The organism is Flavobacterium zhairuonense (genome assembly GCF_004352915.1).
In the GTDB taxonomy this organism is placed as follows: domain Bacteria; phylum Bacteroidota; class Bacteroidia; order Flavobacteriales; family Flavobacteriaceae; genus Flavobacterium; species Flavobacterium zhairuonense.
The window spans coordinates 199804-215939 of record NZ_SJSY01000073.1 but is presented as its reverse complement, the minus strand read 5'-3'; the positions used below and the strand labels follow the sequence as shown (position 1 = coordinate 215939).

The window sequence follows — 16136 nt, the reverse complement described above, 5'->3', positions numbered from 1 at the left end:
GATTATTCCCAGATTTTTTTATTGTTTTCTTTCTCTAGAAGCTCTCTAATTTTTCTTTCTTCCCATTCTTTGCTAAAGGCTGGCGAAATTCTAAAAGTTTTCATTGCGTGCATAACGATTGCAAATCCCCATCCCAAAACAGACCAAATAAACCACAAATAACCCGGAGAGGTCATAAGATTTACGACTATTACAATTGGATTGCAAAGAAGAAATACGGTCAAATGCTGATAAAATTCTTTAATCTCTTTTACTCTTTTTTGAGCCTCGTAATAACGTTCTGCTTCTGTGTAATCTGGTTCCATAATTATTCCCATTTGTGTTTTTCGTTTCCTTTTTCTAAGATACTTTTTACTTTACGCTCTTCCCATTCTGCTCCAAAAATTTTAAACGAAGCAAATAAATCGATCGCGTTGATTAAAAATGCTGTTGACCAAATTGCCATAACAAAACCGTTAATATATTTTAAGGGCAAAAAATTAAACGGTACTCCAAAATATTCTTTCAATATGTAAATTACCCATCCAATAAAAAAGACAAATGCATGTGAATAAAACGATTTAAGCTTTTCTATTTTTCTCTTAGCAAACTGCTGTAAATCATAATCCTCAGGATCGTTAGTGAAATTTGTTCTCATTATTTCCAGCTTTTTTGTTTATTCTCTTTTTCTAAAATCTCACGAATTTTTCTCTCTTCCCAATCTGAGCTGTAACCAAAAACTTTAAAAGCATGCATTACAACTCCAAATCCCCAGCCTAGAGCCGAAAACCAAAACCACTGAAATCCAGGAGAATACCTCAAATTTATAAAAATTAAAAATGGAATCACACAACAATATGAAATTACATTTCCGTAAAATCCTTTTAATTCTTCTACTCTTTTTTTAGCTCTGAAATAAGCTTTATTTTCGTCGCTATAGTCTGCACTTGTTTCCATAACTGTAATTTGTTTGGTTAAAATTGGAATTTTAACGGTGAACGTTTCTTCATTTTGTTCGATCACTACTTTTCGGTTCGTTACAATTCCGTATCGGTTTACAATATTCTGCAGTCCAACACCTTTTCGATCCTGCAAAACTTCTTTCTTTTGAAAATCATTCTGAATTGCCAGATAATCTCCATCTATAAAAATCCTGATATGCAAGGGCTTTTGCTCACTTACAACATTGTGCTTCACTGTGTTTTCTAATAAAAGTTGCAGTGATAACGGAACTACTTTTGCTTCTGGATTTATATCTCCTGCTGGCAATTCATAAAAAAGACTGTTTTCGAAACGCATTTTCAGCAAATTCATATAGGTTTTTGCAAATGACAATTCATCTTCAACAGAAACCAATTCTTTATCTTTTTGCTCCAAAACGTAGCGGTAAATTTTTGATAAAGAAGTTGTAAATCGCTGTGCATTATCTGGATTTTCTTCGATCAAAGAACTTAAAACGTTCAAGCTGTTAAAAAGAAAATGCGGATCAATTTGATTTTTTAAACTTTCGAATTGTGCATTTGCAGTTCCGGCAATAATCTTTTGCTGCGTTATTTCAAATTTTGAGGCTTGTTTCCACTTTACCATAAAACTTCTGGCTTGAAGGAAAGTTGAAACTGCTAGAGAAACTACAATATAAAAAAGATGCACCCAAAGCATTCTAGCACTAAAAAACACATCTAAAGTCACATGCTGCAAGACAACAAAAATGAAATAATTTATTCCTAAAACTACAGGAACTGTATAAAGAACCGTACAAAGAATTCCGTAATAAACTCTCAGATTCGTGTGCTCGAGCCAGTCCCATTTTTTATCAAGAAAGACACTAATGTATCCGTTCCCGAAACCGAGTCCGAAAGAATAAAGACAGCTTACAAAAAAGGTTACCAGAACATTTTTAACGTTAAAATCGTCTCCTAAAAATGCTGAAAATATAATTGCAAAGACCATAGAAATCTTGAAACAAGTTATCGTTCCACTTCTTACATCTGCAAAGCTACTTCTATAGTCTTTCATTCTAAATCAGCTTAAATTAAATTTATTTTTTACAATTTTTTTGAGTTTCCAAAGCTCTTTCTAATCCCCATTTTGGAGAAAAAGGTGTTGCTGGTTTAAAAGTAGCAAAAAGTTCGATAGCTCTGTCAACTTGTGCACATAATGGTTTTGTATCTACTCCTGACCATTTTGCTCCTCCAATTTGATAATCAGCTTCACCAAAAACAATTCTTGGATTATTTGGATCGATCGCTTTTCCTTTTGCATAAGCTTCCATTACTTTAGCCGAATATTTCATTCCGTTTGTCATTGGATCTGCTACTACCCACGCTGTATAAATCAAGGCCTGCAATGCATAAAGTTCTGCATTATTTTGATCTTTTATGAATTCAACATCTAAAGCATCTTGCGCTTTAGTCAACAACAAATCGATTTTCGTTTTATCTTTTTCACTGAAAGCCGATGTCGTATTAATCAAAGCTACATAATAATTTGGCAGATAACTGTTTTTCTCCGCTGCAGCGATTCTTTCAAACATTGCCGAAGCTTCTGCATTTTTTCCTTCTTTCCAAAGCCCAAAAGCTTTTCCCATTCCTTGCTCAAATTGTGTTTGTGCTGAAGTTATTACTACTACAAATAATGCGATTAAAGTGATGATTTTTTTCATTTTATAAGTTATTTAATGGTTTTGTTTATATAGATTAGTTATTTCTTTATTAGAATTTAATTTCGACTTTTGAGTCTTTACTGACGTTAAATTTAGCGTCTGCATATGCTGGAGGTCCCATAAACCCTTTTGCATTGTTTGAAGCTGCATATTCTTCTGATGGAATTCCCATTGCATTTCTGTCAAGTTTTCCGTTGATATTTTCATCATGATAAGTTGAGATAGCATATTCTCCTGCAGGAAGATTTTCAAATGTTACAACCGCCTGATTGTTTTTAATCTCAGAAGCAAGACTTTTATACGTTGTTTTAAGAAATGTCCCGTCTGAATTATATAATCCTACTTTAACAACTCCTGTGTCATTTTTTAAGCCTGAAACAGCAACAGTTAATTTTACATTTTGTGCAGACATTAAGCTGCAGATAAATAAAATAGTTATTGTGATAATTTTGGTCATGATTTCTTTTTTTTAAGTTACTAAGATTCTAAGTTGCTAAGGTTCTTAGCTTTTTTGTTGATGATTAAAACTCTTTTTTAGTCTCTAAGATTCTAAGAAACTAAGTTTCTAAGCTTTTTTACTTAGCATCTTAGACACTTAGCGACTTTTAATTTACACTTCAAAAGTATGTTGGTTTTTAGTCTTTTAAAATTAAATGATACTGAGTTGTCGAATTTGGTTACTGAATTGTTTTTTCTAAGTAACAAAGGTTCAGAGTTACAAAGTGACAAAGGTTTTTCTTTTTAAACATATCTATGCAAAACCTCTGAACCTTTGTTGCTTTGCAACTTTGCACCTAAAAAACTACAAGTTTTTAAGCTGATTCTCTTTTTTATCTTGGCTGATTGTCCAGAAGAAACCAATGAAGAAAAATCTGTCTGCAGTTGGAACAACAGCTTGTCTTTGATAAACTCCGGTTGCATCTGGTGTTTTTGCGTAATCGTATCCAAAAACATTTTGTGTTCCTAAAACATTTGACACAGAGAAATAAAGGATTTTTTGCGTGGTCAATAAATATGCCCAGTTGAAACTCAAACTATTATATGATTTTGTTTTTCCGTTCATGAATTGCGTTTGGTTTGGATCATTGTACGGACGCCCTGAACTGAAACTGTTTGTAAAACCAACTTGCGATTTCCAATCGGTAATGAAATATTTTGTTACAACAGACAAACTATGATTGGCTACAAAACTTGGTGTCGCCATGTTTGGAAAGTTTTTATATTGTCTTTCAGAATCGATGTAAGAATATGAAATCCAATATTCTAAATTTTTATACAAATTGCTGTCTCTCCAAAACAAATCGATTCCTTTTGCATATCCTGAACCGTTATTATTGAAAACCGAATTGTATTGAATATCTCTCGTATTATATTGAACTAAATTGTCATACTCTTTGTAATAAGCTTCGGCTCTAAAAGTTTGTCCTGGTTTTGTAAATTGATAATTCAAAATATAATGTCTCGCTTTTTCGCTCTCAAACTGATGGTATTTTGAATATTTGATATAATCGACAACAGGCGTTTGTGAAAAATCTCCGTAAGCAAAAGAAAACTGACTGCTTTTTGAGACTTTATAAGCCAATGAAGCTCTTGGCGCAAAATTGTTTTCATTCAGCAAACTATTGTTTGAATATCTCAAACCGACTTTCATTGCCAGTTTTTTAGAAAATAAAATATCTCCTTCAACATAAGCGGCAAAAATGTTAGAATCGTAGCCATTTGCAACATTAATAGAAATATTGTCATCTACATTTTCATTGAATTTCGTAATGAAATAATCAGTACCAAAAGACAATTTGAAATAATTTGAGACTTTTTTCTGCAATTTCAATTTCAGTTGAGCAGCGTTTTCGTTGTTGTCAACATCAGTGATATTGTATGTGATTTTATTTTTGCTATAGCCGTAGCTAATTCCAGAAGTCAATTGCCAACCTGTTCCAAAAGTTCCTTTATAAGAAGAATTCAGGTAGAAATTATTATTGTTCATATCCGTTCTTATCGGATTTTCGAAATTGACATTCTTTTGATTCAAATCAAATTTTTCTGAGTCGAAAGAAGCATATAATTTGAAGATTCCGTTTGTAAAGTTGTATCTGTAAACCGTTTCTCCACCAAGAGATTGATACGGATTATTCCAATCGACATTTTGAGGAATTACAGCTTGATAAGGCGCTAGATTTACATACATCATGTTTACGCTCAACGAACTTTTCTTGAATTTTTGCGTATTTCCAAGTCCTAAACCAACAGTCATAAATGAAATATCAGTTTTTTCATGATCTGCCTCATCCTGAGTATTCAAAAGCAAAACACTGGATAAAGCTTCGCCATATTCTGCTGAATAACCTCCAGTAGAAAATGCGATTCCACTAAACAAAAAAGGAGAAAATCTACTTCTTGTAGGCAAATTATTTGTGGTTGCTCCATAAGGTTGTGCAACGCGAATTCCATCAACAAAAGTTTGCGTTTCGCTAGCTTCACCTCCACGTACAAACAAACGTCCATCCTCGCCTACATTCTGCGTTCCTGGCAAAGTCTGCAAAGCGGCAACAATATTTCCAGCAGAACCTGCAGTTGTAACAATATCTAAAGGTTTTAAAACTGATACTCTTGCTTTGTCTCCAGATTCAAGCGTTCCTGCAGTAATTACAACAGCATCCAGCGCGTTAACATTTTCTCTTAATTTGATCACTTGATCTTTATAATTTGCAACATCAATTTCTTGTTTGAAAGTTTCAAAAAGTAAAAAACTAACCACAATAAATTTATTTCCTGTTTCGCTGGTTTGAAAAGAAAAATCTCCAGTTTCAGAACTTGTTGCTCCGTCATAAGTTCCATCAATATAAATATTTGCACCTGCAACTGGTTTTCCTTTCTGATCCACTACTTTTCCTGAAATTGTATTTTGAGCAAAAGTTAAAGCTGTAAAAAATAAAAAGCTTATTGTAAAAAATAATTTGGTTTTCATGTCATCTTTGGTTTTTGATGAAGCAAATGTATTTTAACAATTAACGTTAAAAAATATATAATAACCCAATTGTAGAATTTCGAGGATGAGTTGTAAAATACTAATTTGTATATTAGCTAGGAATTCCAAAATCACCTAATTATGTCAGAAAATAAAAGAATTTCAAATTTATATCAATCTGTTTATAACGGAAATCCTTTTCTAGAGGTTACTCTTGCGGGCACTTTAAAAAATGTGACAGCAAAACAAGCTTACCATAAAATAAACCCAAACTTGAACACTATTTGGGAAATTGTAAACCATTTAATTCAATGGAGAAGAAATATTTTACAGCGTATGCAGGGCGAAACCATCATTACTCCAGATCATAATTATTTTGTCCCTGTTTTAGATCCTTCTGAAGCTGCTTGGGAACAGTCGCTTCAAACTTTAGCAAAATCACAAGAAGCTTGGAATGCTTTTTTTGAAGATTTTAGTGATGAACATTTGTCTAAAATTTATATCAATAACGGCCATACTTACTATGAACATCTTCACGGAATTATTCAGCATGATGTTTATCATTTAGGACAGATTGTTATTTTGAAGAAACTCCTTTAAAACATAAAATACAAATGAAAAATTCAATTTTAATTCTAGCGTTATTATGCTGTTCAATTGGTTTTTCTCAAGAAACCCAAGTGAAATATGATGAAGCTTTAGCCAAATCGCTTCATGCCGATGAATACGGAATGAAAAAATATGTTTTCTGCCTTTTAAAATCAGGAAGCAATACGACGGCTTCAAAAGAAGAAACGCAAAAGCTTTTTGAAGGCCATATGGCTAATATCAACAAATTAGCCAAAGAAGGAAAACTGGCTGTAGCCGGCCCTTTCATGAAAAACGATCGAAATTATCGCGGCATCTATATCTTTAATGTTGAAACCATAGAAGAAGCTAAAGCGCTAGTTGCAACTGACCCTGCAATAAAAGCAAACTTACTCGAAGCCGAATTAACGCCTTGGTATTGCTCAGCTGCATTGCAAGAAATCCCAAAAATGCATGAAAAAATTGCCAAGACGAAAATGTAAATATGAAAACCGAAAAAGAAAAAATGATCGCTGGCGAATATTACAACGCCTTTGATCCAGAATTACTTAAAGGCCGAAGAGCAGCAAAAAATCTTTTGCACAGCTTAAATGTGAAAGAATATAGAGTTACCAAAAAAGCAAAAGAAATTTTGGCAACATTAATTCCAAATGCAGGAACTGGTCTTTATATCGAACCGCCTTTTCATTGTGACTACGGATATAATATTTTTTGCGGTGATAACGTTTATTTCAATGTGAATTGTGTGGTTTTAGACTGTGCGCCGGTAAATATTGGTTCAAATGTTTTTATTGCGCCAAATGTTCAAATTTATACTGCATCACATCCGCTTGACGCTGAATCACGAAAATCCCTGGAAAATGCTTATCCTGTTACCATTGGCGACGATTGCTGGATTGGCGGAAATTCTGTTATCTGTCCAGGCGTTACAATTGGAAAAGGTTGTGTTATTGGCGCTGGATCTGTCGTCACAAAAGATATTCCAGACAATTCGCTTGCTGTTGGAAATCCTGCAAAAGTTATCCGAAAATTAAATCAAGAACCTGAATTAAAAAAATAATGCTTACCCTTAATAAAGTTCACCATATTGCTATTTTATGTTCCGATTACGAAAAATCGAAACACTTTTATACTCAAATTTTAGGTTTAACAATTATCCGAGAAATCTATCGTGAAGAACGCCAATCCTACAAATTAGATTTGGCTTTAAATGGTTCTTATGTTGTCGAATTATTTTCGTTTCCGAATCCTCCTCAAAGACCTTCAAGACCTGAGGCGGTTGGTTTAAGACATTTGGCTTTTGAAGTCATTAATCTGGAAGAAACGATTGCTTTTTTAACTTCTAAAAAAATTGAATCAGAACCAATTAGAATTGATGAAACGACAGAAAAACGTTTTACTTTTATTGCAGATCCTGATTTATTGCCAATTGAATTTTATGAGAGATAGGTTTTTATAGGGACAAAGTGACAAAGGCACAGAGTTGCAAAGGTTTTTCTTTAAGTTAAAAAATAAAAGTATAGTTTGTCATTTCGAGGAACGAGAAATCACACTAGAAACTCGACAAAAATTAGCGATATAACATGTGGAATTCCTAGTGTGATTTCTCCCTTCTGTCGAAATGACAAAATCGATGTATTATCTTACTTTGACAATTTTAACATATATTAAAGACCAATTATTATTAAAAAACAAATTTGATTGCCTAATTTTGTGAAATCGCAAATAAAATCTAGCGACTACAAAATCACTTCTGATGAACAAAACGGCGCAAATCAAAAAAAATCATCAATTAATCAAACTTCGAAAATTAGTTATTGTTTCTCTTTTAATTGGCTTTCTTTCGGCTTTTCTCGGAATATCTTTAAAAAGAATTACAGAATATTACGAACATATTTTTTTCCACGAAGTATCCGTTCACCCCATATTTTACATCATTTTTCCAGTTTTTGGTTTGTCAGTAATTTATTTTTTAAGACAATATCTTTTTAAGAAAAAAGAAAACAAAGGGATCAAAGAAGTTTTTGAAAGTACAGCATCAAAATCTAAAAATCTTCCTTCATATAAAATTCCATCTCACTTTATAAACGGATTATTAACGGTTATTTTTGGAGGTTCAACCGGAATCGAAGTTTCTACAGTTGTAGCAACCGCAACTATTGGATCAGTCGCTCACGAAAAGGAAAATGTTTTCCGCCAATACAAAACCGAATTAATCTGCGCGGGTGTTGCCGCGGGAGTTACAGCACTTTTTAGCAGTCCAATTGCGGGAATTTTATTTGCTTTTGAAGTTATCTCCAGAAAAGTTACACGCGCTTTTGTTATTTCAAATGTCATTGCGGTTTCAATTGCTTTTGGTTTATTGACCATTTTAAAAGAAGAACCATTATTTGCCGTATCTATTACGACTTGGCATTTAAAAGCAATTCCGTATTTTATTCTTTTAGGAATTTTGGCCGGAATAAATTCGGTTTATTTGACCAAATGCGTTTTATTCATTAAATCCCAATTCGGAAAAATAGATACACATTATTATAAGATCTTAATTGGATCTGCAGTTTTAAGTATTTCGCTTTTCTTTTTTCCACAATTATATGGAGAAGGTTATCACGCGATAAAAGGGATATTCGGAAATGCATCAGAAATTCAGTTAACAATAACTTTAGCTTTCACTTTTATTGGAATATTGATTTTAAAACCAATTGTAACTTCAATAACCTTAGCTTCGGGTGGTGATGGAGGTGTTTTTGCACCGAGTTTATTTATTGGAGCCTTTTTAGGATTATTATTAGCTTCGGTTTTAAACAGCTTTTTTCATGTAAATGTGATTCCAGTTAATTTTATGATTATCGGAATGGCCGCGGTTTTGAGTGCCAGTATTCATGCTCCTTTTACAGCAATTTTCTTAGTCTGCGGATTGACAAACGATTATACTTTATTTTTCCCAATTCTTGTCGTGTGTTTGATTTCAAAATACACTGCAAAAACAATTTATCCTTATACTGTATACAGCTATTCTCCAAGCTTAGTTAAATAATTTCAGACTAATATAATCTGGAGATTAAAAACATATAGCAAAGTATATTTAAAAGCATAACGAGCAAAATATAATATCACAATAATGCCAACAGAAAAAATAAAAAGAAGCTATCGCAAAACACGTTACATTCTATACAAAGAAACTTTAATTGATTACAAAGAACATTTTTGGTCGTTTTTAGGATCATTTGTCGGAATTGGAGTTTTGGCTTATATTCAATCCATACATTTCTCTGGTCCTGATGCCGTATATTTAATTGGTTCTTTTGGAGCTTCGAGCGTTTTGGTTTACGGAATTATTCAGAGTCCGTTTTCACAGCCTCGAAATTTAGTTGGTGGTCACGTAATTTCAGCCATTGTTGGCGTTACCGTCCATAAACTTGTTCCAGATATTATGTATATTGCTGCGCCATTGGCCGTTTCTATCGCTATTATTTTAATGCAGATTACAAAAACACTTCATCCGCCAGGAGGTGCAACCGCTTTAATTGCCGTTATCGGTACCGAAAAAGTAAAAGCTTTAGGTTATATGTATGTGCTTTCACCTGTATTGACTGGAGTTTTGACTTTACTTTTCACTGCTTTGATTTTTAACAACATGACGCCAAGCAGAAGCTATCCAAGTCATAGCACTTATCACAAACAGTATCATAAAATCAGAAAGAGATTGGCTGGGAAGTAAAAGTTATCAGGTCTCGTTTGTCATTTCGAGGAACGAGAAATCACACAAGCTGATTGATAAAGGTTTTCGATATTTCTTTGCGGAGTTTCTAGTGCGATTTCTCGTTCCTCGAAATGACAAATACATTGAAAATCAATTTTCTAAAATCTTTTCAACAAATCACGATTCGTAATTCGTATTTCGTTTTTTATATTTTACCTTTGACCTCTCAATAAAAACAAAGATTATGGTTTATAAATTTAGAGTTATTCTAGACGCCGAAGAAGATATTTTCAGAGACATTGCTATTCTTGAGGATGATACGCTTGAGGATTTACACAATGCAATCTTCAACTCTTTTGGCTTTGACGGTTCAGAAGTGGCTTCATTTTATACGTGTGATGATACTTGGAATCAAGAAGATGAAATTCCGCTTTTTGATACAGGAGATGTTCCTGGCGAAATAAGAACCATGAATGATTATCCATTATCTAGTATTTTAGACAAACAGAATACTAAGATTATCTACGTTTATGACTTCATCAGCATGTGGACTTTCTTAGTTGAATTGGCTGCAGTCGAAGACGAAACTGTTGGAGCTACTTACCCTGAAACTTTATATTCTCACGGTGAAATGCCAGCAGACGCTATCGAAAAAAACTTTGAAGCTGATGACATGCACGATGATATCTACGGAGAATTTGAAGACGACCTAGACGAAGATGATCTTGACATGTTCGAAGGCGACGACAGCTTCGAAGATTATGGATTTGAGGAAAATTGGAACTAACGTTAAGTTGCTAAGATGCTAAGACTCTAAGATTCTGAGTTTTTAATATTTGAACGAATTTTCTTATTTTTGAATTTATTTTAAAAAATAAGTTAATGAGTCATTTTAGAAAGATTTTAGTCTGGCAGAAATCAATTTCCTTAGTTACAAAAGTTTATAAAGTAACAAGAACTTTTCCAAAAGAAGAAACTTTTGGATTAACTTCGCAAATACGCCGAAGTTCAGTATCAATTCCAAGTAACATTGCAGAAGGATCTGGAAGAGAAAGTAATAAAGATTTTTTACGGTTTTTATATATTTCTCTCGGCTCTCTATTTGAAATGCAGACCCAGCTTGAAATTGCAAAAAATATAATTTATATAAACGAAGAAGAATTTAACCTTTTATATGAGGACAGTAGAGAGATCGAAAGAATGCTAGCGTCATTAATCAAAAAATTAAAAGACACTATCTAAAAAACTTAGTATCTTAGAAACTTAGAATCTCAGCAACTCAAAAAAAATGATCAACTTATTCAATACCCACATCGACACGCTTTCGATACACCGCGTAGGAAACAAGAGCCGTAACGAAGCTATTTTTTTATCAGAGCAACCATTTAATCTTAATGATGAAATTGTTCCTTTGATTAAAGAATTCTTTTTTAAGCCTTTTAGAGAAAAAGAAGAAAACTATTATCAGTTTGCGCACGAAGTGGACTTGGACTACAACGACATGTTTAAATATGCAACTGAGATTTTTGCTAATCCGTCAAATGTTCATGAGGTTTCTAAAAACATCACAAAGCATTTATTTGAACAGTCAAATCACCCGCATATCAAAAACGGAGAGGTTTATGTAACGTATTTGACAAACTTAAGCATTGATAATAATGTTGTTGATGCAATCGGAATTTTTAAAAGTGAATTACAAGCAGACTTCTTACAGTTTGAAGAAAACGGAAGCAACCTTGAAATGATTCTACAACAAGGAATCAACTTGAGCAAATTAGACAAAGGATGTTTGATTTTCAACTACAAAAAAGAAGAAGGATACAAAATCCTGACTGTTGACAGCAACCGTTATGACGCACGTTACTGGTTAGAGCACTTTTTATCTGTTGATGCATTTGAAGATGAAAATTTCATCACTAAAAAATATTTGAAATTCTGTCAAAACTTCGCAAAAGACGTGGTTTTGCCAGCCGAAGACAAGAAAGAGGAAGTAATGTTTATGAACCGATCTGTGAATTATTTCGCTAAAAACGATCAGTTTGAAGAGCAGAATTTCTTGAATGAAGTACTAGACAATCCTGATTTGATTCCTGAATTTAAAAACTATAAAGTTGATAAAGGAGAAAAATACAGCATCGAAGATGTTACCTCATTCCCTATTGCCAACGCAGCAGTTTCTGACGCTAGAAAATCGATTAAAAATGTAATTAATTTGGATACTCATATTCAGATTAAAATGGATTTTATCAATCCTGAAAGTGCAGAAAAATTTGTCGAGAAAGGCTGGGATGAAGAAAAACAAATGTATTACTACTTAGTTTACTTCAACAAAGAAGAGAAAAACTAAGGGTTTTCATTTTCTATTACTTACTTACTAAAACAGAAAACGGCAGTTACAAATGTAACTGCCGTTTTTTATTGTGTCAAAATTTTTTAAAAACTATTGATTCTAAAATTGTAGCTTATTTAACAAGTTTTTATATATTCGTCCAAAACAATATTTAACCCAAAACCACTTACTTAAACCTACAGCCTCAATATGAGAATATTTTTCGGTACTCGAAATTTTAAAATCAAAGATATTTATCCTCACGAAATTGGCCTCAGCAACAATATTGGCTATACTATTGAAATTCGTCAAAAATATTTTCACATTTACTGGATTCCTTTTTTCGGAACTGGAAAAATCTGGGGGATAAGAAAAGATGGAGAATTATACGAACTACCCCTAGAATATCATCGCGAAATAAAAAGAAGAAATATCAAAGTACGAAGCCCTTGGTACACGTATTCTATTCCGTTATTAGTCTGTTTTGGATTTTTTGCTTATTTCCTAAATGAAAAAATTAAGGAACATAATTATGAAAAACAGAATATTGAAAATTTTTCGCAAAATGTCGTAAAATTAACCCAGGACATTGATCATCCTACCACAACCCAATTCTATACACTTCAAGACACAAAAGACAATTCTTCTGATGCCATAATGTATTTGAAGACTGAGAAAATATATCATGATAGAATTATGTTTAGCCTCATTCCGGGGTTCTTTCTCAACTCCTCGCAATTAGAATTAGAGGAATGTTATAATGATAACAAAGGCAATTTAGACACTATTGTTATTTCAAAAGCGCTATTAAAAAAAGCACTGAACTTGGATTATGAAGCATCTAAAGATTATAGTTTTAAAGGACAGGATCTATTAGGCTCAAAAAAAATGTATGCGATAACTTCAATCGAAAAGAAATTTGAACCAAAAATCGACATCACACAAACCTATATTGATTATAAAATAATTCAAATCGAATTAACGAACAGTAGCAGTGCTTTTAAAATTTTATCTATTAAAAACATCTCAAATTCGATACCATGGAATGCAAAATTGCCAATGGAAGTTGCTTCAGGAACAGCGTCAAAACCAACTAAATTTATTCTTGAAAATACTGAAAACGGCAAATTCTCATTTTACGGAAACAATACTTATAGCGCCGAAATAAAAATCCTGGACTCGAACAATATCGAATACACGTACCTAATCAGTGGAACAGGAACCTCTAATTCAATCGAAAAAACTCAAACCTCAAAATCATGAACTTTAGCAACCTAAAATGGTATTTATTCGCAGTAATTACAGTTTTTCTTTGTTTCTATTTAATTCCTGAAACGCAATACAATTCAAGCGGCTGGGCAATCGGAATTGTAACCTCTCTTCTAGTTGCATTTTTTATTTTTCTTGGTATTGCCGGAATTAGTTCCCTTTCTGAATTATCCTATTTTAATTCCGAAAATCCTAATGCAGGAAATCCATTGATGTACATAGTTCCTATTGCAACATTTCTTTTTGGATCCATTATTATCAATAGTAATTTTAGCGCTCGTCTGGAGAAAAAAATAAAAAAAGAAGGTGTTTTTGGTACAGCAACCATTGACAGTGGTTTTTCTGAAACAACCGAATCATCTCGTAGCGGTTCTCATACCGAATATACGCTTTCGCTTACTTTTACCTCAGCTGATAATAAAGTAAATAAAGTTGTAACCGATATTTCATCAGAAGCGTATCGAAAAGTGGGTGTTGGATTAGAAGTAGAAATTATTTATTTACCACAAAATCCGCAGATTTTCAGAGTCTTGGTTGATGACGAAAGCATCAAAAACTTTAAAAACATATCCAACAGAAGTCTAGAATTCAAAGATTTAGAAAAATTTATTACTGCAAAAGACGCAGCCAATTTAGAGAAATCTTTGAAACAAATTAGTGGCGGATGGAAACCGCAAGAAAGTGAAATCGGTGGATTTGGATTTATCAATAACCTGAAAAAAGAACTTGTTTTAGTTCATCCAGCAAACAAAATGTTGTTATATATACACAACAAGGATTTTGTAGTTGGCAACTTCAAAATACCTAAAGAACAAGTTATCAAAGAATTAAAAGATTCTACCGGCATTCAATATGAAACCGACAAATATTATATAAAGACACATAGCAAATACGGAGAAGGAAACACTATGACTATGACTGTAATCGAAAACGTTACAATGCAATTAAAATAAATACTCAATATCTTATAGAAAAAGGGCAGTTCAAAATGAACTGCCCTTTTTTATTTCAATTGATTTTCTAAAACAAGGCGAAAATCGATTTTAAAATATCATCATAAACTTGCTTGTCTCTCTCGCCTGCTCTTGCTAAAACCCGGATTCCCGAATAATTATTAAAAATAAAACGAGCCAATGATCGAGCTTCTTGCTTATCAGAAATTTGTCCCAAATCCTGTCCTTTTTTGATAGCTTGGCAAAAAATATCTTCAACCGTTTTCTGATTATCGTGCACAATTTTTGCAATTTCAGGATCGTGCATCGCCAATTCGACGGATGAATTTACCATAAAACAGCCTTTTGTGATTCTGTCTTGCAGACTTTCAACAACTGCTTGTTTAAAGATTTCTGTAAAAGCCGTTTTTATATTTGTAGCACTTCCTAAAAACTCTTTAAGAATATCATGATTTTGTTGCTGATATCTTTTTAATGATTTCACAAAAAGCTTTTGCTTATCGCCAAAAGTATCATACAAACTCGAACGGCTTAATCCTAAGTGATTCACCAAATCCTGAGCCGAAGTTCCGTTGTAACCTTTGTGCCAAAAAATTTCAATTGCTTTATCTAAAGCCTGATCTTCGTTAAATTCTTTCGTTCTAGCCATGATATCCAAAATTAAATTTCCTCGCAAAGATAACAATAAAACGGAACAATCGTTCCTGAATTAGTCAAAAAAATTATACAACAGCATTTACAGTAAGTCCACCGTCAACAACAATTTCAGTTCCAGTAATAAATGATGAATCATCTGAAGCTAAAAAGGCAACTGTTTTGGCAATTTCTTCAGATTGAGCAAAACGTTTCAATAATATTTTTTCACCAAGAACAGTTCCAAAACCTTCTACTTCTTCTTTCTGCAAACCTAATTTTCCGTATAAAGGAGTTTCAACTGGACCAGGAGAAACAGCATTTACTCTGATTTTTCTTGAAGCCAATTCTACAGCAAATACTTTATTAAAAGATAAAACTGCTGCTTTACTTGCTGCATAAACGCTAGAATTTGGCATTCCTAAATGAGCATTTACCGAAGTATTAAAAATAATAGAACCACCGTCGTTTAAAATAGGTAATAATTTTTGCACTGTAAAATAAACTCCTTTTGTATTTACATTCATAATAGAATCATAATGATCTTCTGGAGCAAATTCAACTGGAGCAAATGAAGCAATACCAGCATTCAAAAATACGATATCAATTTTTCCAAATTTTGCTTTTACTTCTTCAACTAAATTATCGATCGATTTCAAATCAGATTGATCTGCAACAAATCCGGTAACATTTAATTCCTTTTCAGCTTTAACAAGAGCTTCTTCATTTCTTCCTGTTACAATTACTTTTGCGCCTTTTGACACTAATTCTGCAGCTGCTGCATATCCAATTCCACTGTTTCCACCTGTTACTATAGCAACTTTGTTTTCTAAATTTTTCATTTTATTTGTTTTTTAAGTTATTGATTATTCAATTATTATGGCACAAAGATATAATAACGGAACGATCGTTCCGTTATTATTATCGTTAATTTTTTGTTAAATTTAAAACTGCATAATTTCAACCCTCTATTTATAAAGGAAATAACTATCAAACCATAAATGAAAGAAATTATAAAATGTGGACAATTCTTAATATTTGCTTAATTTTGT

Annotated in this window: 19 protein-coding genes; 11 read left to right on the top strand and 8 right to left on the bottom strand. The window is 32.7% G+C overall.

Features of this window, described 5'->3' with window-relative positions:
- Positions 1-2 precede the first annotated feature (2 nt).
- The 6 genes from EYY60_RS13110 to EYY60_RS13085 form a co-directional block, all read right to left on the bottom strand.
- Complete coding sequence (locus tag EYY60_RS13110) at positions 3-305, bottom strand: 2TM domain-containing protein (RefSeq protein WP_132989765.1); 303 nt, start codon at positions 303-305, stop codon at positions 3-5.
- A gap of 2 nt (positions 306-307) precedes the next feature.
- Positions 308-637 carry a 2TM domain-containing protein gene (locus tag EYY60_RS13105; protein ID WP_132989764.1) on the bottom strand — a complete coding sequence of 110 codons (330 nt, stop codon included), beginning with the start codon at positions 635-637 and terminating at the stop codon, positions 308-310.
- Complete coding sequence (locus EYY60_RS13100; protein WP_132989763.1) at positions 637-1995, bottom strand: 2TM domain-containing protein; 1359 nt, start codon at positions 1993-1995, stop codon at positions 637-639. The genes EYY60_RS13105 and EYY60_RS13100 overlap by 1 nt, the downstream gene beginning before the upstream one ends.
- Positions 1996-2017: 22 nt before the next feature.
- Positions 2018-2641: a hypothetical protein gene (locus EYY60_RS13095; RefSeq protein ID WP_132989762.1), complete on the bottom strand. Its 624-nt coding sequence runs from the start codon at positions 2639-2641 to the stop codon at positions 2018-2020.
- A 49-nt stretch (positions 2642-2690) separates the two neighbouring features.
- Complete coding sequence (locus EYY60_RS13090; protein ID WP_208749473.1) at positions 2691-3098, bottom strand: DUF2141 domain-containing protein; 408 nt, start codon at positions 3096-3098, stop codon at positions 2691-2693.
- A gap of 345 nt (positions 3099-3443) precedes the next feature.
- Positions 3444-5609: a TonB-dependent receptor gene (locus tag EYY60_RS13085; protein WP_132989761.1), complete on the bottom strand. Its 2166-nt coding sequence runs from the start codon at positions 5607-5609 to the stop codon at positions 3444-3446.
- Between the two features lie 141 nt (positions 5610-5750).
- On the opposite strand from EYY60_RS13085, the gene EYY60_RS13080 reads away from it, so the two are divergent.
- The 11 genes from EYY60_RS13080 (at position 5751) to EYY60_RS13030 (ending at position 14451) form a co-directional block, all read left to right on the top strand.
- Positions 5751-6209 (top strand): DinB family protein, encoded by a 459-nt coding sequence (locus tag EYY60_RS13080; RefSeq protein ID WP_132989760.1) that lies wholly within the window; start codon positions 5751-5753, stop codon positions 6207-6209.
- A 14-nt stretch (positions 6210-6223) separates the two neighbouring features.
- Entirely contained in the window at positions 6224-6679 is a 456-nt protein-coding gene (locus EYY60_RS13075) for a YciI family protein (RefSeq protein ID WP_132989759.1), read from the top strand.
- A gap of 2 nt (positions 6680-6681) precedes the next feature.
- A complete protein-coding gene (locus tag EYY60_RS13070; protein ID WP_132989758.1) occupies positions 6682-7257 on the top strand; it encodes a sugar O-acetyltransferase in 576 nt (191 codons plus the stop codon).
- Positions 7257-7646 (top strand): SMU1112c/YaeR family gloxylase I-like metalloprotein, encoded by a 390-nt coding sequence (gene gloA2 / locus EYY60_RS13065; protein ID WP_132989757.1) that lies wholly within the window; start codon positions 7257-7259, stop codon positions 7644-7646. The genes EYY60_RS13070 and gloA2 overlap by 1 nt, the downstream gene beginning before the upstream one ends.
- Before the next feature lie 307 nt (positions 7647-7953).
- On the top strand, positions 7954-9234 hold the full coding sequence (locus EYY60_RS13060) for a chloride channel protein (protein WP_132989756.1): 1281 nt from the start codon (positions 7954-7956) through the stop codon (positions 9232-9234).
- An 84-nt stretch (positions 9235-9318) separates the two neighbouring features.
- Positions 9319-9918, top strand: coding sequence for an HPP family protein (locus EYY60_RS13055; protein WP_132989755.1), 600 nt, complete (start codon positions 9319-9321; stop codon positions 9916-9918).
- A gap of 226 nt (positions 9919-10144) precedes the next feature.
- Complete coding sequence (locus EYY60_RS13050; RefSeq protein ID WP_132989754.1) at positions 10145-10687, top strand: IS1096 element passenger TnpR family protein; 543 nt, start codon at positions 10145-10147, stop codon at positions 10685-10687.
- 95 nt (positions 10688-10782) lie between these two features.
- Positions 10783-11142: a four helix bundle protein gene (locus tag EYY60_RS13045; protein ID WP_132989753.1), complete on the top strand. Its 360-nt coding sequence runs from the start codon at positions 10783-10785 to the stop codon at positions 11140-11142.
- Positions 11143-11188: 46 nt separating this feature from the next.
- Positions 11189-12247 carry a nucleoid-associated protein gene (locus EYY60_RS13040; protein ID WP_132989752.1) on the top strand — a complete coding sequence of 353 codons (1059 nt, stop codon included), beginning with the start codon at positions 11189-11191 and terminating at the stop codon, positions 12245-12247.
- Positions 12248-12439: 192 nt separating this feature from the next.
- Positions 12440-13492: a hypothetical protein gene (locus EYY60_RS13035; RefSeq protein ID WP_132989751.1), complete on the top strand. Its 1053-nt coding sequence runs from the start codon at positions 12440-12442 to the stop codon at positions 13490-13492.
- Positions 13489-14451, top strand: coding sequence for a hypothetical protein (locus tag EYY60_RS13030; RefSeq protein ID WP_132989750.1), 963 nt, complete (start codon positions 13489-13491; stop codon positions 14449-14451). The genes EYY60_RS13035 and EYY60_RS13030 overlap by 4 nt, the downstream gene beginning before the upstream one ends.
- Positions 14452-14518: 67 nt before the next feature.
- Here the strand turns inward: EYY60_RS13030 and EYY60_RS13025 are convergent, their stop codons facing one another.
- A complete protein-coding gene (locus EYY60_RS13025; RefSeq protein ID WP_132989749.1) occupies positions 14519-15100 on the bottom strand; it encodes a TetR/AcrR family transcriptional regulator in 582 nt (193 codons plus the stop codon).
- A 73-nt stretch (positions 15101-15173) separates the two neighbouring features.
- Positions 15174-15926 carry an SDR family oxidoreductase gene (locus EYY60_RS13020; RefSeq protein WP_132989748.1) on the bottom strand — a complete coding sequence of 251 codons (753 nt, stop codon included), beginning with the start codon at positions 15924-15926 and terminating at the stop codon, positions 15174-15176.
- Positions 15927-16136: the final 210 nt, after the last annotated feature.